Raw genomic sequence first — 18,497 nt, 5'->3', positions numbered from 1 at the left:
GGCAATTCACCCATAACACCCGTAACTTTAGCTTTATCAGGTGTTCCTTGGCCATTTGGCCCAAAAATTTGATCACCATAATTCTGCATCGAGCCGAGCTGCCTAGGCAATGCCGCATCGCTCGGTCCAAAAATACCATGCGTCAAATTCGCCATTGCATTACCTATTTTATTTACCACCCTGGCAAGTAATGATTGGGGCTTGGGAGTTTTAGGGGCAGGTTTAGGAGCAATACAATATACGGGCTGCAGAGCAATCGTAGTATCCATGCCGTACCTATCCACGAACCGGAGCGGGTTGTTCAGGCAGTAGCTGTAGGGATCCTGGTTGAAGTGCCACTCGGCCACCGGGTCTACCGTTGTCCACCGCCCTATTTCCGGCTCGTAGAACCTAACGCCGTAGTCATACCATCCCAAAGAACGTCCGGCCACCTGCAGGAACGCCTGCAGCTCCTTGCCGTTGTAGCGGTAGGGGTTGGGGGTCCCGCTCTGGTAGGCCTGCGCGGCCATCTCCAGCCCGAAGGGGTAGTAGCTGCTGGCGCTCACCAGCTCCTTATTCCCGCTGCCGTTGCGGGCCACCACCGCCCGCACGTTGCCCAGGTGGTCCTTCAGGAAGTACTCCGCCCGGTAGCCGCCCGCCCCGTCCGGCACCAGCCGCCCCTCGCCGTTGAGCAGAAAGGCCAGCTGCGCACCCGCCGTGGCGCTGTCGATTACCGCCGAGCCGGCGTAAATGGTGGCCTTGCCGCCGCTCCGCACCGCCAGCTTCCGCCCGGCGGCGTCGTAAATATACGCAATTTTATCGTTCGGGTCAGCTAAGCTGCTCACCTTTTCGGGTAGGCTCAGCGCGTTGTAGGCCACCGCCACCCCCCGGTCGCGGTCGGTCGCCATCCGCCCCAGCGCATCATAGGTGCGGTCCACCGCTGCGGTGTAGCCGTCCACGTAGCCCTGCGCGGCGTGGGCCCCGGCGTTGTCGGTCACCGCCGTGAGCTGGTTCCCGGTGTAGGTGTACGCCAGCTGGTCAACGAGCCCCGCCGCGTTGTTCTGGGGCGCCCACCGGCTCAGGGCGGTAATGTTCCCGTTCAGGTCGTAGGCGAGGGCCTCGTCGTAGGCGCCGCCCAGCCCGCCGGTAGCGGGCTGGCTGTAGCTGCCCCGGGTGAGCCGGCTCAGCCCGTCGTAGGTAAAGGCGTAGCGCTGCAGGGTAGCGGTGGGCCCGGTGGGGGTACACCACTCCATGGTGTCAATGTTTCCCCTTACGTCGTAGCGCAGCGCCTCCGCGTAGCTGCTGCTGCCGGGGCTGGCCGGGTCGTTCTGCCCGGTGAGCCAGCCCCGAATGCTGTAGGCGTAGCTGGCGCTCTCCAGGCCGCCGCTCGCTCGTGGGGTTATCTATGCATCTAGTTATACAGACGGTAATCAGTGTTCACCTTCACTCCAAGGATAAATTTTCTTTCCTGTAACCCGTAACTCGTCACTTTTCTGTCACCAGTCACTAATTACAAGAAAACGCTCTTGCAGCATTGCCACAAGAGCGTTCCAATTGTCAACCTTAATATTTTTGGCCTTTTGTGTCGGGGTGGCGGGATTCGAACCCACGGCCTCCACGTCCCGAACGTGGCGCGCTAACCGGACTGCGCTACACCCCGAATATTTTCGGAGTGCAAGTTTACAAAAAAAGTAGCAAAAGGAGGGGTTGCATTTTTGTTTTTTTTGTAATTTGCTGTTTTACAAATCTCTTGGTGCCATGGCTAACGAAGATCTTGTAAAATTTATATGGAAATTTCGGCTCTTTTCGGAGTCCCAACTAACCACTGTTTCCGGTAAGTTGCTCGAGATAGTTTCCCCCGGTGAGGAGAATCACAATGCTGGCCCCGATTTTTTCAATGCCAAGATAAAGCTCGAAGGTGTGCTGTGGGCCGGGAATGTGGAGATTCACGTGGATGCCATAGACTGGGAGCGGCATGGCCACCACCGCGATGGCGCCTACAACAACGTGATTTTGCACGTGGTTGTTAGGAATAACTATAGAGCCATAACGCTCGATGGCCGTGAGTTAGAAACGCTAGTTGTTGTTCCCGACAGTTTTCTGGAGGAGCGTTTCTGGCAGCTGCAGTATTCCGATAGCAAGATTCCCTGTACCCCTTTTATTAATAGGGTGAACATGTTGTCGGTTCAGTCGTGGCTCGATACCTTGGCTGCCGAGCGATTGCAGGTTCGAATCCGCGAAATCAACCTGTTGGCCGAATCGCTCAAGGGTGACTGGGAGGAGGTGTTCTACCGCTACGTTGCTAGGAGCTTTGGCTCCTCCATCAATGCACTTCCGTTCGAAATGCTTGCCAAGCAGATTTCCTACTCGCTGCTGAGGCGCTATTCCAATAGCTTAGTTCAGGTGGAGGCGTTGCTATTTGGTCAGGCCGGCTTTTTGGAGCAGTGCGATATCAACGATACATATGCGCAACTTCTGGTAAGGGAGTTTAGATACCTGCAGCAGAAGCACAACCTTGTTCCAATAGATGTTTCACTCTGGAAATTCGCCAAAACCAGACCACAAAATTTCCCCACCATCCGGATTGCTCAGCTTGCGGCCTTGGTGCAGCAGCGCTTTCCCATGCTAGGAAAGATGGTGGGCATTCAACAGCTGAAAGAGATGCAGGAGGCGTTTCGCTTAACCACTTCACCCTACTGGAACGAGCATTATTCATTTAAGCATACTTCGCGTAAGCAAAAAAAAGGCTTGGGCAGTGGTATGCTGCACTCCATAATTCTGAATGCAGCTATTCCGGTATTGTATGCCTATGGGGGCAAGCTGGGGGACGATGAAATTAAGGAGAGGTGCTTGAATATGCTGGAGGAGCTACAGCCGGAGGATAATGTGATTACCCGGATGTGGGAGCAGCTCAATATAAAGGCTTTGAATGCCTTGCAATCGCAGGCCCAGCTGCAGCTATTCAAGGCCTACTGTAAACCCAAAAAATGCCTTTACTGTCGGATAGGCACGGCAATGTTGACTAAAAACCGTTAACTTAGCAGCGGTTCAATACCTGCTCTTGTGAAGATATTAATTGTTGGCAGCAACAGCTTTGTTGGCCAAAAAGTTGCGCTGGCCCAGATTGCTAGCTTTCCAGACAATAATCTGTTTTTGTGCTCGCTGGGCAACAACCGGTTATCCTCGTTGCCGGTGCCATTCTACCGTGCAGACATTACCGATAAGCCATCACTGGCTAAGGTGTTTGATGAGGTACAACCCGATGTGGTAATAAATACCGCCGCCATTGCGAGCCCCGATGCCTGTGAACAGAATAAGGACCTCGCCTTGCGAATTAACGTTCAGGGAGCAGCAACCACTGCCGAGCTAGCTACCCTCTACGATGCCCATTTGGTGCACCTTTCCACCGATTTTGTGTTCAACGGATGCAAGCCATTCCTCACCGAGGACGATGTGCCAGATCCGGTGAACTACTACGGCTTCACCAAGCTAGAGAGTGAGAGGGTGGTGAGTGCCTATGCTAGCTCGTATGCCATTGTGAGAACAGTGTCAGTATATGGCTACTTAGCATCCCTTACAAGGTTGAACTTTATTCTTCGTGTACAGCAGGCACTGGAGAATAAGAAGGAGTACCGCGTTCCCAACGACCAGTTCCGAACGCCAACTCTCGTTGAAGACCTAGCCAAGGCCATTTTGGTTATAGGCACCAACCGCATCGAAGGACTTTTCCACATATCGGGTGAGGAGGGGCTTACCAACTATGAGTTTGGGCGAAGAGTTGCAACCATTTTTGGGCTCGATGAAGGCCTGCTCATTCCTGTGAGCACAGCTGAGCTAGAGGAGAAGGCAGCACGACCGCTAAATACTGGATTTTCGATTGCCAAAGCAAGGCAAGTTTTTGGGTTTAAGCCAATGGATACTAACGAAGGCTTGCTGTTTGTTAAAAGGCAGATGGCTAAGGAGTTTTAGCTGTTTGATGGGCTAAAATGAAGTATTTATTTTGGAACATTTGGTTATTAATGAAAAAAATCTGCTACCTTTGCCCAACTTTAAGCGGGAAATTTAATAGTTGAAAAGTTATGAATTATCTTACTGCTGAACAGAAGCAAGACATTTTTAAGACTTTCGGTACGTCTTCTACCGATACCGGTTCCTCTGAAAGCCAAGTCGCTCTTTTTACAACCAGAATTAATCATCTTACCGAGCATTTAAAGGTGCATCGTAAGGATTATGCAACTCAACGTTCGTTGTTGAAGTTGGTTGGAAAGCGCCGCAGACTTTTGGATTATCTAAAGGATACCGAGATCGAGAGATATCGCGCGATTGTTAAGGCTTTAAATCTGCGTAAATAAGAAATAAAAAAGGCAATTCATGCAATTGCCTTTTTTTGCGAATTTCCATGCGAAAGCATGGAAATATTGTTTTATAGTGAACGCTAATTTACACACTACTAGATAGAATTATGTACAACGCCGTAAAGAAAATAATTGACTTAGGCGATGGCAGAACCATCGAAATCGAAACAGGTAAGCTGGCTAAGCAGGCCGACGGTTCGGTTGTTGTAAAAATGGGCAATACCATGCTCTTGGCTGCAGTTACTGCTGCAAAGGATGCAAAGGAAAATGTGGATTTCATGCCACTTTCCGTTGAATACAAAGAAAAGTATGCTGCTACCGGGCGTTTTCCTGGCGGTTTTATGAAAAGGGAATCCAAGCCTTCGGACTACGAGATATTGATTGCTCGCTTGATCGACAGGGCTCTACGTCCTCTTTTTCCTGACGATTTTCATGCAGAAGTGTTTGTTACTGTTAACTTGATTTCTGCTGACAAAGATATTATGCCTGAGCCACTGGCCGGGTTGGCCGCTTCGGCTGCGCTTGCCGTTTCCGACATTCCATTCCACGGACCAATTTCTGAAGTTCGTGTTGGCCGCGTTAACGGTAAGTTTATTCTAAATCCCACATTTACTCAGATTCGGGAGTCCGATATCGATATGATGGTTGCTGCAACCTACGACAACATCCTCATGGTTGAGGGTGAGTTGAAGGAGGTTTCTGAGGCCGACATGCTCGAAGCTATTAAGTTGGCTCACGAGGAGATAAAGAGACAGTGCAAGGTTCAAATGGAGCTTGCAGAGCAGCTGGGTAAGACAGTTAAGCGAACATACTGCCACGAGAGCAAGGATGAGGAGCTGGAAAAAACTATTCATAGCTTCTGCTATGCTAAGTGCTATGCCATTGCCAAGAGCGGTAGCGGTAAGCATGAGCGTACCGATGCTTTTGATGCCGTTAAGGAAGAGTTTGTCCTCACCATACCGGAGGAGCAGCGCGAGGAGAAAAAAAATCTCGTTGACCGCTATTTCCATCAGGTGGAGAAGGATGCCATGCGCAATATGATTCTCGATGAGGGGATAAGGCTCGATGGTCGTAAGACTGACCAAATTCGCCCCATTTGGAGCGAGGTTGATTACCTGCCTGCAGCGCACGGTTCCGCACTTTTCACACGTGGTGAAACCCAATCGCTAACCACCGTAACCCTTGGTACCAAGCTTGACGAGAAGGTTATTGACGAGGTTCTAAACAAAGGAACAGAAAAGTTTGTGCTGCATTACAACTTTCCAGCATTCTCAACTGGAGATGCTAGGGCCTCACGTGGCATTAGCCGTCGTGAAATTGGTCACGGAAATTTGGCACACAGAGCACTAAAAAATATGATCCCTCAGGGGGCGGAGAATCCTTACGCCATTAGGGTAGTATCCGATATTCTTGAATCGAATGGTTCGTCGTCCATGGCCACAGTATGTGCCGGAACGCTTGCCTTGATGGATGCAGGAGTAAAGCTTAAGAAGCCAGTATCAGGAATTGCCATGGGCCTTATTTCTGATTCTAAGACTGGTCGTTGGGCCGTTCTTTCCGATATCTTGGGCGATGAGGACCACCTCGGTGACATGGACTTTAAGGTTACGGGCACTGCCGATGGTATTACCGCCACCCAAATGGATATAAAGGTAGATGGTCTTTCCTATGAAGTTTTGGCAAAGGCACTTGCTCAAGCCAAAGAGGGTCGCATGCACATTCTGGGAAAAATTCTAGAAACCATGGACAAGCCACGGGAGGATTACAAGCCACATGTTCCAAGAATTGAGCAAATTTCCATTCCTAAGGAGATGATTGGACCGCTGATTGGCCCTGGAGGAAAGGTAATACAGGAAATTCAGAAGGAAACCAGCACCACCATTACCATTGAGGAAGTTGATGGAAGAGGTATTGTGGACGTGTTTGGCATAAACAAGGAGGCTATTACAAGTGCAATGCGCTGGATTAAGGGCATTGTTGCTGTTCCCGAAGTTGGGGAGATATATAAGGGCAAGGTAAAATCGATCTTGGCGTTTGGTGCCTTCATTGAAATTATGCCTGGAAAAGATGGTTTACTGCACATTTCCGAAATTGACTGGAAAAAAGTTAACGCCGTTGAGGACGTGCTTAAGGAAGGTCAGGAGGTTGAGGTCAAGCTTATTGAGGTAGATAAGAAAACTGGCAAAATGAGACTGTCCAGAAAGGCTCTTCTCCCTAAACCGCAAGATGCCGCCGGTGGAAATGATTCAGGACGCAAACCAGAAAATAGAGAGAATAGGTAACCCGTAGATAGGAGTTGCAAGAGGAGGCTAATGTCTCCTCTTTTTTTATGGTTTCATTTTTAAAATATAGACTAGTGAATAAATGAAACATATTTGTATTTTTGTGTAAGTTAAAAACAAACCGTCTGCATATGAAAAGAGTCTCGCTAATAATAGCGGCACTAGTGCTGGTTCTAACTTCCTGTAACTTCAACCATGTGAAGTATCCCAAAACCAAGAAAGTAGATCAAGTGGACACCTACTTTGGTGTTAAGGTTGCCGATCCTTACCGCTGGCTTGAGAATGATCGCTCACCTGAAGTTGAGGAGTGGGTTAAGGCGGAGAATGCCGTAACCAACGATTATTTAAGCAAAATTCCATTCAGGGAAAAGCTAAAGCAGCGACTTACCAAGGTTTGGAACTATGAAAAAATGGGCGTTCCTATTCAACGGGGGAGTAAACTTTTTTATCAAAAGAATAGCGGTTTAGAAAACCAGAGTATTCTATATATGCAGAACGGTGTAGCAGGCACTCCAGTAGTTCTGCTCGATCCAAATAAGCTCTCCAGCGATGGCACTGTTGCAGTGTCGGATTATGAAGTTTCAAAAGATGGAAAATATTTGGCCTATGCCACTTCCGATGGGGGTTCAGACTGGCAAACCATTTATATTAAAAATATCGCCACTGGGGCAGTGCTAAATGACACTATTAAGTGGGTAAAGTTTTCTACCATCTCCTGGTATCGTAATGGATTCTTCTATAGCGGATACGATGTTCCTCAGTCGGGAACTGAGCTTACAAACATCAATGAAAACCAGAAGGTATACTATCATGAGGTTGGTACTAAGCAAGTTACCGACAAGGTTATTTATCACGACAACGACTATCCACTGCGGAACTTTACTACCCAGGTTACCGATGACGATAAATACCTTATACTGTACGTTACCGAATCTACCAGTGGAAACAACATTCTTATCAAAAATCTTCAACGGAATGAGGATTTTGTTCAGCTCACTATTGGTTTTGAGTTCGACTACAAGGTAATCGACCATATTGACGATAACCTTTATGTGTTGACTAACTACAAGGCACCTAAGTACCGATTGGTTAGCATAAATGTAAAGGCCGTAGACGTTGGGAATTGGCGTGAAATTATTCCTGAGAAGAGCGATGTGCTTCAGAATGCCTCCCTCTCCGACAATAAAATAATTTGCAATTACATTCAGGACGCCCACAGCGACTTGGAGATATACAACACGAAGGGTGATTTGTTAAGCACCATAAAGTTGCCAACGCTGGGTACCGCTTCTGCTCTATCGACAGAAAGAAATGATACTGTAGGGTTTTACTCTTTTACCTCTTTTGCTTACCCTTCAACCATTTTTAAGTACAATCTTGAGACCGGCAGGAGTACCGAGTTTTTCAAGCCAAAGGTTGATGCCGATTTGTCCCAATACGATGTGGAACAGGCGTTCTTTATCAGCAAGGATGGTACCAAGGTGCCAATGTTTATTGTGCACAAGAAGAATATCGTGCTCGATGGAACGAACCCAACTTTATTATACGGCTACGGTGGTTTCAACATCAGCCTCATGCCTTATTTCTCTGCTAGTCGACTTCTTTGGCTTGAGAATGGTGGTGTTTATGCTGTTGCCAATATCCGTGGTGGTGGAGAGTATGGGGAGAACTGGCATAAGGCTGGTACCAAGCTCAACAAGCAAAATGTTTTCGATGATTTTATTGCTGCGGCAGAATACCTTGTCGATAAAAAATATACAAACCCCAAGAAACTTGCCATTGAAGGTGGTAGCAATGGGGGATTGCTAATTGGTGCAGTTGTTAACCAGCGCCCAGATCTCTTTCAGGTGGCCATACCTGAAGTAGGAGTAATGGATATGCTACGTTTTCAGAAGTTTACCATTGGTTGGTCATGGGTAAGCGATTATGGCTCAAGCGATGATTCGCTGCAGTTCGAAAACCTCTATCGTTATTCTCCGCTGCACAACATTCGGAGCAATGTTACCTATCCTGCCACATTGGTTATTACTGCCGACCACGACGATCGTGTAGTTCCAGCCCACTCCTTTAAATATATTGCTACCCTGCAGGAGAAGCAGGCCCGGAAACGCAACCCCATGTTAATTAGGATTCAAACACGGGCTGGCCATGGCATGGGAAAACCAACCTCAATTGCCATTGACGAAATAGCAGATATCTACTCTTTCATTTTTTACAACATGGATGTTGTGCCCAAGGAGTAGCATTTTTGAAAGCATTTTCATTACTTTAGGGGTTGGTATTTCCAACCCCTTTTTTTATTATGAGTAATTTAAACTACCTTGTTATTGAGGGCAATATAGGAGCAGGTAAGACAACACTGGCAAACATGCTAGCACTAAAAACCGGTGCAAGGCTATTTGTAGAGCAGTTCGCCGACAATCCCTTTCTACCTAAATTCTATAACGATCCGGAGCGCTACTCATTCCCATTGGAGCTTTCTTTCCTAGCCGAGCGGTATAGTCAACTAAACAAGGAGTTACGTCATCAGGATCTGTTTCACTCTATGACAATCTCCGACTATTTTTTTTTGAAGTGTGTAATTTTTGCCAAAGCAAACTTGGCAGAGGATGAGTTTATGCTGTTCTCACAAATATTTGAAATCATTTATAAAACCCTTCCCAAACCCGATCTATACGTTTATTTGCATTTGCCTGTCGATAAACTCCTTAAAAATATTGCAAAGCGGGGACGCGATTTTGAAAAAACAATTCAAGGAGACTATTTGGAGAAAATCCAAGATGGATATTTTAGCTTTTTTAAGCAACATCCGGAGTATAAGTTTCTTATAATTGAAACAAGCAATATTGATTTTGTAGGGAAAAATGAACATTTTGACCTCTTACGACATTATATTCTCGATAAAACTTATCCTCTCGGGATAAATAGGGTAATCTTATAATTTTTTTTTTTACATTTGTTGTCTAGCATCGTGTTGTAAAGTTTTAACGCACAAACCAATCAAAAAGATAAATTATGAAAAAAATCTGGTTAAACTTAGTTGTGGTTGGCCTTGGCGCAATTGCCTTTAGCAGCTGCTCCAATCCAGAAAAAATGAAGGAGCTTGAAGCCCAAATGTCGATGAAGGTAAACCCAGAAATGCTGGTTGCCAAAGCTGACACTGTTGAGGCTACAATCACCGTAACTTTTCCAGCGAAGTATTTTCACAAAAAAGCAACCGTTGAGTTTACTCCGGTTTTGAAGTATGATGGTGGCGAATTTGTTTGCGATCCAAAGCTTCTGCAAGGGGAATCTGTAAAGGGAAACAATACCGTTATCCGTTACGAAGCTGGTGGTAGCTATACCCAAACTGTGAAGATTCCTTTCAAGGATGCCATGCGTAGCTCAACTCTGGAAATGAGAAAGAAACTCATCGTTGGTGACAAGAACATTACCTGGGGTGACAACAAGATTGCCGATGGCGTTATTGCTACCTACAAGTTGGTAGACGTTGACCCCAAGGTTATCGCTATGGCACAGAATAGCTATGTTAAGAGCATAAGCGATTCTAAAATGGCTCAAATCCTTTTCTTAATTAACCGTGATGTTGTTCGCGACAAAGAGGTTAAGGCTGAGGACATCAAGGCTATGGAGGATTTTATCGCTCAAGCTAAGAAGGATAGCACCATGAAGCTAAAAGAAGTTGGTATTTCTGCCTATGCTTCTCCAGATGGTCCTATGACTTTAAACGAAAAACTTTCGAAAGGTCGTGGATCCAATTCTGAGAAATATTTTGAAAAATACTTCAAGAAAGCTAAAGTTGGTGGATTAGATAGCCTTTATAAGGTAACTACCACAGCTGAAGATTGGGACGGTTTTAAGGCATTGATGGAACAGTCTAACATTCAGGACAAGGACCTTGTTCTTCGTGTTCTTTCTATGTATTCCGATCCTGCTGTTCGCGAAAAAGAAATCAAGAACATTTCAAAGGCTTATACCATTATTGCTGAGCAAATTCTTCCTCAGCTGCGTCGTGCTAAGTTCACCGCTTCTGTTGAGAAGATGAACCTTAACGATGACCAACTCAAGGCTTTGGCTGCTGCAAACACGATTGATTCACTTAGCCTCGAGCAGCTGATGTACACTGCTGGTATTGTTACCGACAAGGCTCAGCAAACTGCCCTTTACAAAATGGCTGAAGCAAAATATCCTACCGATATTCGCGCTTTCAACAACCTTGGCGTAATGGCTTTCAACGATGGCAACATGGATGAGGCAAAGGCACAATTCGAAAAAGGTCTCGCTATTAATAAGGACAACGCTGTTGTAAAAAACAACATGGGTGCTGTTCTTCTTAAATCTGGAGATGTTGATGCTGCTGAGAAGATGTTCGTTGAGGCTGCAGATGCAGGTAAGGAAGTTCGTTACAATCTTGGTATCATTAGCATCATGAAGGGCAAATATGAGCCAGCAACCGATTATTTTGGTGGTTCAGATTCCTTCAACCAAGGTCTCGCACTTTACCTAGTTAATAAAGCTGACGACAGCAAGAGAATTCTTGACAAGCTCGAGTCAGGTAAGGCTTTCTATCTAAAGGCTGTTATTGCTGCCCGTCAAGGCAACGAAACCGACGTGCTCAACAACATGAGAACTGCCGTTGGTAAGGATGCTTCCTTGAAGGCCTATGCCGCAAAGGATATGGAATTCAAGAGTTTTATGCAGAATGAGGTTTTCAAAACCTTACTTCAATAAACGCTAAAACTGAAATATAAAAAAAGGGAACTTTCGGGTTCCCTTTTTTTTGTTTAATTTCTTGGTCAATATTATATAAGCTGTCGATAAAAATGCCACATTACTATTCCAGCGCTTACTGCAATGTTTAGCGAATGCTTGGTTCCTTCTTGAGGAATTTCAACACAGCTATCGCATCGATCGATAACCGCCTGCTGAACTCCCTTAACCTCGTTGCCCAGAACCAAAGCGTATTTTTTATTACGTTCCGCGGTAAATTGGTTGAGCATGGTGCTGTTTTCAACTTGTTCAACCCCAATAATACTCCAACCTTCAACCTTCAGCTTCTCAACCGCTTCCAATGCGGAATTGTAATATTCCCAACGCACCGATAGCTCGGCCCCAAGAGCAGTTTTGTGAATTTCAGGATGGGGTGGAGGGGTGGAAATGCCGCAAAGAATTACCTTTTCAACCATAAACGCATCGGCGGTGCGAAATACAGACCCAATGTTGTTTAGGCTACGGATATTATCAAGAACAATAGTAATACCAATCTTCGGCGTGGTCTTGAACTCTTCCACACTTGGTCTGTTTAACTCCTGTACAGTAAGTTTGCGCATTTCAAAATCAATAGGGTGGCAAAGTTAGCGTACTCCCATAATTTTTCTACATTTAGAAGCGAATAATGAACTAGAAATTCACTTACCATGAACATTCACGAGTACCAAGCTAAGGATTTGCTGAAACGTTACGGAGTTCCAGTACCTGAAGGTCGATTGGCCATCAATCCTATCGATGCGGTAAAGGCCGCAGAGGAAATTCAGTCGTCGACACATACCGACAAGTGGGCTGTAAAGGCTCAAATTCACGCAGGCGGTCGTGGGAAAGGTGGCGGTGTAAAAATCGCATCTTCACTGCAAGAGGTTGAGCAGTATGCCTCAGCAATACTAGGAATGACCCTTGTTACCCATCAAACTGGACCTGTTGGAAAGTTGGTTAGGCGCTTACTGGTTGAGCAAGGAATATACTATCCAGGGGAGTCACCTGTAAAGGAGTATTACATGAGCCTTCTGCTCGATCGAAAAACAGGAAGAACTGTTTTTGTATACTCCCCAGAGGGTGGTATGGATATAGAGTCGGTTGCAGCCTCTACTCCTGAACTAATCTACAAGGAGGAGATTCATCCCATGGGCCTTCAGCCATTTCAGGCAAGAAAAATTGCCTTTAATCTCGGACTCGGTGGAAAGGCCTTCAGCAATATGGTGAAGTTTGTGGAGACGCTGGTTAAGGCCTATGCCGGTATCGATGCCTCCCTACTAGAAATAAATCCCGTAGTTAAGACTTCGGACGATCTCATCATTGCTGCCGATGCTAAAATAAACCTGGATGACAATGCCCTTTTCCGTCATCCCGATTTTGAGTCGCTGCGCGATAAGGATGAGGAGGACCCATCGGAAGTTGAGGCAAGTGAATTTAATCTCAACTTTGTAAAACTCGATGGCAATGTGGGATGTATGGTAAACGGAGCTGGTTTGGCAATGGCTACGATGGATATTATTAAGTTGGCCGGCGGTAATCCCGCCAACTTTCTTGACGTAGGGGGCGGAGCCAATGCAAGAACTGTTGAGGCTGGTTTTCGCATTATTTTAAAGGAACCTAACGTAAAGGCAATACTTATAAATATTTTTGGTGGAATTGTGCGGTGCGACCGAGTTGCACAGGGCGTAGTGGATGCCTACAAGGCTATTGGCAATATTTCTATTCCTGTAATTGTTAGGCTTCAGGGAACCAACGCCGAAGAGGGCAAAGCTCTTATTGATGGCTCAGGCTTAAAGGTACATTCGGCCATTACGCTTAAGGAGGCAGCCGATTTGGTTAAATCTGTGGTGTAACAAATTGCTACATGCTTAATATAAAAAAGGTCCACCGCATGGTGGACCTTTTGCTTGTAGATAATAATATTAGGCTTTTTTCGTCTTGCAGGTGGATATTCCAACGAGGCTATATAGGCCACAACTACCCATAATAGCAGTTGCCAATGGTATAATGGCAAGTAAGCCCCACCAGCTTTGATAGTAAATTCCAGCAGCGGCAATGGCTACTCCGATTACAATACGGATAATTTTGTCTGCACTTCCAACATTTTTCTTCATGGTTAGAGAGTTTTAATTTGGTGAATATTTACTTTTAAGAAATTGCTAACTATATTAAGGTTGCTCAACCTTATCTTTATATCCATAAACAGAAGTTTTTTTGTAAAGTTCATAAACTATCGTATTTGGCTGTAAAATAATATGTTGCTGTGTTTTAACAATAAGGTAAATCGTTTTAACTCTTATAGTGGCACATAAAAAAAGGCCGATGTTTTCACCGGCCCTATATCAGATGGGTTTCCCCTACCAAGCTATCTTTTTGCGTTTTACGGGCATGGTCATACATCTAGCCCCACCACCTCCACGAGGGAGTTCGGAGCCGTCGATAGTAACCACAAAGTTTTTATAGTCTTTTAGATTGACCCGGTCGTTCATAACATCTTTGGCACGGATAATTTCAAATCCATTATTGCTCATCTCCTCCATGGTGTAGATATTGCGCGCATATCCAATAACTTTTCCGGGGCCAAGGGCAAAAAAGTTCGCGCCGCTATGCCATTGCTCACGCTCCTGCGTCCACGGATCTTTTCTTCCACCACAGTATATGGGTTTTAGGTCCATGCCCAGGTCCTTGAGTGCAACCAGCAAGTTTTCAACATTCTTGATATTCTGAACCTTCCCATTTTCGATGGTAATTTGAACGGTTTGGTATTTGTTGGGTTGCAGAATAACTGGCTCAAATACCATGCACTTGTCTACATCGAGAAAGGTGAACACCATGTCGAGGTGGATGAACGACTCTGGAGAATCGGGAAGCTCCTGCACTAGAATGTGGCGCTTTTTGTTGTCACCCTGAGCAAGCATCTGGTTGAGAATGAAATCGATCCCCTGAGTTGTTGTTCTAACACCACTCCCTATTAGTAAGATGTCTTCACGGGCAATAAGAACATCCCCGCCTTCAATGGTAATGTTTGCATTTTCGGAAAACTTAAGCGGGTTAATGGTTGCAGTTTTAAATGTCCCTGAAAGGTTGAAAATTGCCTCCATTATTAGCGCCTCACGCTGTCGTACATGGCTGGCCATTTTCGAAATAAGCACTTCATTCTGGATGGAGATAGAAGCGTCACGTGTAAAGTAAAAGTTGTAGAGAGGGCTTGACGAGAATCGCTCCTTGCTCAGAAAACTTGTTAGGCTATTTCTTTTAAGTGTAACGCCTTCAATTAATTGACGGGAAAGTTCTTTTGGTTCTAGATCCAAAAGGTCATCTTTAATACTATAGGTGTTTTCAAGATTACAAATTTGGTCAATCAGTAGTTCCTTTGCTTTCTCCTTGCTCACTACTTGGGTGAGTAGGTCGGCAACTTGGTAAGTATTGGTAACTTTTGAAAGTACCCCGCTGAGCTGTGCATACTCTTTCCTTGCCACGGCTAGATTAAGAATATCGCTGTAGAGTGCACGCTGGGCATTTTTGGGTGTCATATTTTCTAACTCTGCCCCAGGAGTATGGAGAATAACCCCTTCCAGCTCGCCCACCTCCGAGCATACGTTAATTTCGACCCTGCTGTCCATAGTTAGTTAGTTTATGTTCCGGTTGGCAAAATTATAACAAAGCCTTGATTTACAAAACATAATTGTGAGATGACAACGCTGTTTAATAGCACCATAATTACAAATTGTATATCCCAATTATCGTTATTGAAATTAGGACCAACCTAAGTGCTTCATTGTAGCATTGAGCATGTGGAAAGGTATATAAAAAAAGAAAGAGAAGGTCTTAGCCTTCCCTTTCTCAATACTATGTGACAAAATCTCTACAGGTAGCTATCCATTGGTGCACAGGTGCAAACCAAGTTTCTATCACCATAACCATTATCCACACGAGCAACTGCAGGCCAGAACTTGTTTTCAGCAATCCAAGCAAGCGGATACGCTGCTTTGGTTCGGCTATAGCTGTGCTTCCACTCATCGGCGGTAACCTCCGCTGCCGTATGGGGCGCATTTTTTAACGCATTATCGTCTTTGTCTGCCTTCCCCGACTTTATCTCTTCAAGTTCAGCCTTTATGGCAATCATCGTTTCAATAAATCGCTCCAACTCTTGAAGTGATTCACTTTCGGTGGGTTCAACCATTAAGGTTTCATGTACTGGAAATGAAAGGGTGGGAGCGTGGAAACCGTAATCCATTAGACGCTTGGCAATGTCGGTGGCGTCAATGTCGTAATCTTTCTTGAAGTTTTGGCAGTCAATAATCATTTCGTGTCCAACACGGCCGGTTTCACCAGTATAGAGTATGGTGTAATGACCCTTGATGCGTGCAGCAAGATAGTTAGCGTTTACTATGGCCATTTCAGTTACATGGCGGAGGCCAGATTCTCCAAGCATCTTGATGTAACCAAAGGTGATGGGCAATACGCTGGCACTTCCGTAAGGGGCAGCGCTTACTGCCTTAATTGGCTGCGTGCCTCCAGTAGGAACTACGCTATGGGTTGGAAGAAATTCGGCCAAATGCTTAGCAACTGCAATTGGTCCTACACCAGGACCACCACCTCCATGAGGAATGGCAAAGGTTTTATGAAGGTTTAGATGGCAAACATCGGCACCAATAAATCCAGGATTGGTGATGCCAACCTGTGCATTCATATTGGCTCCATCCATGTATACCAACCCGCCATTTTGATGAATAATGTCCATCATTTCCCGAATGCGGCTCTCAAACACTCCGTGAGTCGATGGGTAGGTAACCATAAAACAGGAGAGGTTATTCTTATGCTCTTCGGCCTTTTTCCTTAGATCGTCGATGTCGATATTTCCTTTGTTGTCGCAGGCTACAACCACTACGTCCATTCCAGCCATGGCTGCACTAGCCGGGTTAGTTCCGTGGGCTGAAGAGGGAATAAGTGCAACATTTCTGTGGCCCTCGTTACGGCTGATATGATACTGACGGATTACCATTAAACCGGTGTATTCTCCTGCTGCACCTGAGTTTGGCATGAGCGATACGGCATGGAAGCCAGTTATGATGGCCAAGTCTTCTTCCAACTTATGGATCAGCTCCATGTAGCCTTCAACTTGGTTAGTGGGAACAAACGGGTGAACATTCCCAAACTCCGGCCAGCTAAGCGGAAGCATTTCTGCCGCTGCATTTAACTTCATGGTGCAGGACCCCAGTGAAATCATGCTGTGGGTGAGTGAAATATCTTTGCGCTCTAGCTTCTTGATGTAGCGCATCATTTCGGTCTCGGAGTGGTATTTATTAAAAACCGTTTCGCTAAGGTAGGTTGAGGTTCTTGCAAACTTGCCATCGAACCCTGTTTTCTCAACGACTTTGAGCGTGTTTTCGTATTTCTTACCTATTGCTTCCGCAAAAATTTCACCTATCATATTTACCTCAGCAAGCGTGGTAACCTCGTCAAAGCTCATCCATACTTTGTCCTCTGCTTTGTAGAAGAAGTTTACCTCATGCTGGAGGGCAATCTTTTGAATGTCTGCTGCCTTTATTTCGGCGGGAAGTATTACCTCTAGGGTATCAAAGAAGTTGCGCGTGGTGAGCCTATAACCCAACTTTTCAAGTGAATTGGCAACGGCAACTGCATGGCTATGAGCATGTCTTGCAATCATCTTAATGCCTTCTGGACCATGGTAAACGGCATACATTCCGGCCATGGAGGCAAGCAGTGCTTGGGCGGTACAAATGTTAGATGTCGCTCTTTCACGCTTGATGTGCTGTTCACGAGTTTGCAATGCCATGCGGAGTGCCTTGTTGCCATTCTTGTCCACCGAAACGCCAATAATGCGGCCTGGCATTTGTCGCTTATATGCATCTTTAGTGGCCAGATAAGCTGCATGGGGACCACCGAATCCCATAGGTACACCAAAGCGTTGGGTTGAACCAACCGCAATGTCGGCACCCCACTCACCAGGAGCTGTGATCAACGCCAAGCTGAGAATATCGGCAACAGCGGTAACCAGCACATCTTTCTCGTGAGCCTTAGCTGCAAATCCTGTGTAGTCAAGGATTTCACCATTTGCGGCGGGATATTGCACAATGGCACCGAAAACCTTATCGCCAAACTCCACTTCTTGATATTTTCCAACCTGAACAATAATGCCAGCTGGATTTGAGCGTGTTTGAATTACGTCGAGTGTTTGAGGGAAAATGTTCTCGTCGACAAATAGAATATTTTTACCTTCCTTAACGGCGGCCCTCGAGCGTAAGCCAAACATCATAAGCATAGCTTCTGCAGCGGCGGTGGCTTCGTCCAGCAGCGAGCAGTTCGAAATTTCCATGCCCGTGAGGTCCATTACCATTGTCTGGAAGTTAATTAGCGCTTCAAGCCTTCCCTGCGAAATCTCTGCTTGGTAAGGAGTGTATGAAGTATACCAGCTGGGGTTTTCAAAAATGTTGCGGAGAATAACGGCAGGGGTCGAGGTGCTGTAGTATCCCATCCCAATAAAGGAGCGATACGCTTTGTTCTTGGCGGCTATTCCCTTGATTAGATTTAAAAATTCATATTCCGAAAGTCCTTCAGGCAGGTCAAGCGGTTTGGGTAAACGAATAGACTTTGGGACAGCCTGGTCAATGAGCTCTTCTACAGAAGAAACTCCAATTTGCTTAAGCATATGACCGAGTTCGCTTTCACGAGGTCCATTGTGGCGGTTAACAAATTTATCAGTAGCCATTGGCTTAGTTTGTTGATTGTTAAATAATTACGTTTAGAATGGTGTGGCAAAAATAATAAGAAGAAAAGAGATACCCTACGACGCAAGTCATAAAAAACCATGTTTTTGAGTATCATTACGGTCGATTAGATTTGTCCAAGCAGAAAAGGATTAGTCAGTGCTTCATTTCCAATGCTTGTTTTTGGGCCATGACCAGCAAAAACGGTGAATTCGTCGCCAAGCGTTAGTAACTTAGTACGAATGCTATCCATAAGTTGGTCATAATCACCTCCGGGGAGATCGGTTCGGCCAATGCTGCCAGCAAAGAGGGCGTCGCCGGTGATAACAAATTTTTGATCTTGGCATGCAAAAGCTAAGCTACCTGCACTATGTCCGGGAACATGTAGAACCTTAAGGCTG

Annotated in this window: 14 protein-coding genes and 1 tRNA gene; 8 read left to right on the top strand and 7 right to left on the bottom strand. The window is 45.7% G+C overall.

Annotated features, from left to right (window positions below):
- Positions 1 to 1,232: RHS repeat-associated core domain-containing protein (locus tag VMW01_04175; protein ID HUW05436.1), on the bottom strand; the 1,232-nt coding region annotated here is incomplete at its 3' end.
- Positions 1,233 to 1,564: 332 nt separating this feature from the next.
- Positions 1,565 to 1,639, bottom strand: a tRNA-Pro gene (locus VMW01_04170).
- Between the two features lie 98 nt (positions 1,640 to 1,737).
- Here VMW01_04170 and VMW01_04165 point away from each other — a divergent pair.
- The 7 genes from VMW01_04165 (at position 1,738) to VMW01_04135 (ending at position 11,347) form a co-directional block, all read left to right on the top strand.
- Complete coding sequence (locus VMW01_04165; GenBank protein HUW05435.1) at positions 1,738 to 3,015, top strand: DUF2851 family protein; 1,278 nt, start codon at positions 1,738 to 1,740, stop codon at positions 3,013 to 3,015.
- Between the two features lie 27 nt (positions 3,016 to 3,042).
- Positions 3,043 to 3,948 carry an SDR family oxidoreductase gene (locus VMW01_04160; GenBank protein ID HUW05434.1) on the top strand — a complete coding sequence of 302 codons (906 nt, stop codon included), beginning with the start codon at positions 3,043 to 3,045 and terminating at the stop codon, positions 3,946 to 3,948.
- Between the two features lie 110 nt (positions 3,949 to 4,058).
- Entirely contained in the window at positions 4,059 to 4,331 is a 273-nt protein-coding gene (gene rpsO / locus VMW01_04155; protein HUW05433.1) for a 30S ribosomal protein S15, read from the top strand.
- A 110-nt stretch (positions 4,332 to 4,441) separates the two neighbouring features.
- Complete coding sequence (pnp, locus tag VMW01_04150) at positions 4,442 to 6,616, top strand: polyribonucleotide nucleotidyltransferase (GenBank protein HUW05432.1); 2,175 nt, start codon at positions 4,442 to 4,444, stop codon at positions 6,614 to 6,616.
- Positions 6,617 to 6,747: 131 nt separating this feature from the next.
- A complete protein-coding gene (locus tag VMW01_04145; protein ID HUW05431.1) occupies positions 6,748 to 8,859 on the top strand; it encodes a prolyl oligopeptidase family serine peptidase in 2,112 nt (703 codons plus the stop codon).
- A 59-nt stretch (positions 8,860 to 8,918) separates the two neighbouring features.
- Complete coding sequence (locus tag VMW01_04140) at positions 8,919 to 9,557, top strand: deoxynucleoside kinase (GenBank protein HUW05430.1); 639 nt, start codon at positions 8,919 to 8,921, stop codon at positions 9,555 to 9,557.
- 74 nt (positions 9,558 to 9,631) lie between these two features.
- A complete protein-coding gene (locus tag VMW01_04135; GenBank protein HUW05429.1) occupies positions 9,632 to 11,347 on the top strand; it encodes a tetratricopeptide repeat protein in 1,716 nt (571 codons plus the stop codon).
- A gap of 71 nt (positions 11,348 to 11,418) precedes the next feature.
- On the opposite strand, the gene VMW01_04130 is transcribed toward VMW01_04135, so the two are convergent.
- Positions 11,419 to 11,907 (bottom strand): RNA methyltransferase, encoded by a 489-nt coding sequence (locus VMW01_04130; protein ID HUW05428.1) that lies wholly within the window; start codon positions 11,905 to 11,907, stop codon positions 11,419 to 11,421.
- A gap of 126 nt (positions 11,908 to 12,033) precedes the next feature.
- Between VMW01_04130 and sucC the strand changes: the two genes are divergently transcribed.
- Entirely contained in the window at positions 12,034 to 13,218 is a 1,185-nt protein-coding gene (gene sucC, locus VMW01_04125) for an ADP-forming succinate--CoA ligase subunit beta (GenBank protein ID HUW05427.1), read from the top strand.
- 69 nt (positions 13,219 to 13,287) lie between these two features.
- On the opposite strand, the gene VMW01_04120 is transcribed toward sucC, so the two are convergent.
- The 4 genes from VMW01_04120 to VMW01_04105 all read right to left on the bottom strand — a co-directional run.
- A complete protein-coding gene (locus VMW01_04120; protein HUW05426.1) occupies positions 13,288 to 13,479 on the bottom strand; it encodes a DUF2892 domain-containing protein in 192 nt (63 codons plus the stop codon).
- A 243-nt stretch (positions 13,480 to 13,722) separates the two neighbouring features.
- Positions 13,723 to 14,988, bottom strand: a complete 1,266-nt coding sequence (locus VMW01_04115; protein HUW05425.1) for an arginine deiminase family protein — start codon at positions 14,986 to 14,988, stop codon at positions 13,723 to 13,725.
- Between the two features lie 242 nt (positions 14,989 to 15,230).
- Positions 15,231 to 18,098, bottom strand: coding sequence for an aminomethyl-transferring glycine dehydrogenase (gene gcvP, locus VMW01_04110; protein HUW05424.1), 2,868 nt, complete (start codon positions 18,096 to 18,098; stop codon positions 15,231 to 15,233).
- Positions 18,099 to 18,223: 125 nt separating this feature from the next.
- Positions 18,224 to 18,497, bottom strand: a 274-nt coding sequence (locus VMW01_04105) for an MBL fold metallo-hydrolase (GenBank protein ID HUW05423.1), incomplete at its 5' end; no start/stop codon positions are given.

Source organism: Williamwhitmania sp. (assembly GCA_035529935.1).
In the GTDB taxonomy this organism is placed as follows: Bacteria; Bacteroidota; Bacteroidia; order Bacteroidales; family Williamwhitmaniaceae; genus Williamwhitmania.
This window is presented reverse-complemented; position numbering and strand designations above follow the sequence as displayed.

Bases quoted from the DNA above. Each gene is read 5' to 3' on its own strand.
- VMW01_04165 (HUW05435.1), top strand. From the start codon at position 1,738: ATGGCTAACGAAGATCTTGTAAAATTTATATGGAAATTTCGGCTCTTT.
- rpsO (HUW05433.1), top strand. From the start codon at position 4,059: ATGAATTATCTTACTGCTGAACAGAAGCAAGACATTTTTAAGACTTTC.
- pnp (HUW05432.1), top strand. From the start codon at position 4,442: ATGTACAACGCCGTAAAGAAAATAATTGACTTAGGCGATGGCAGAACC.
- VMW01_04145 (HUW05431.1), top strand. From the start codon at position 6,748: ATGAAAAGAGTCTCGCTAATAATAGCGGCACTAGTGCTGGTTCTAACT.
- VMW01_04140 (HUW05430.1), top strand. From the start codon at position 8,919: ATGAGTAATTTAAACTACCTTGTTATTGAGGGCAATATAGGAGCAGGT.
- VMW01_04135 (HUW05429.1), top strand. From the start codon at position 9,632: ATGAAAAAAATCTGGTTAAACTTAGTTGTGGTTGGCCTTGGCGCAATT.
- sucC (HUW05427.1), top strand. From the start codon at position 12,034: ATGAACATTCACGAGTACCAAGCTAAGGATTTGCTGAAACGTTACGGA.
- VMW01_04120 (HUW05426.1), bottom strand. From the start codon at position 13,479: ATGAAGAAAAATGTTGGAAGTGCAGACAAAATTATCCGTATTGTAATC.
- VMW01_04115 (HUW05425.1), bottom strand. From the start codon at position 14,988: ATGGACAGCAGGGTCGAAATTAACGTATGCTCGGAGGTGGGCGAGCTG.
- gcvP (HUW05424.1), bottom strand. From the start codon at position 18,098: ATGGCTACTGATAAATTTGTTAACCGCCACAATGGACCTCGTGAAAGC.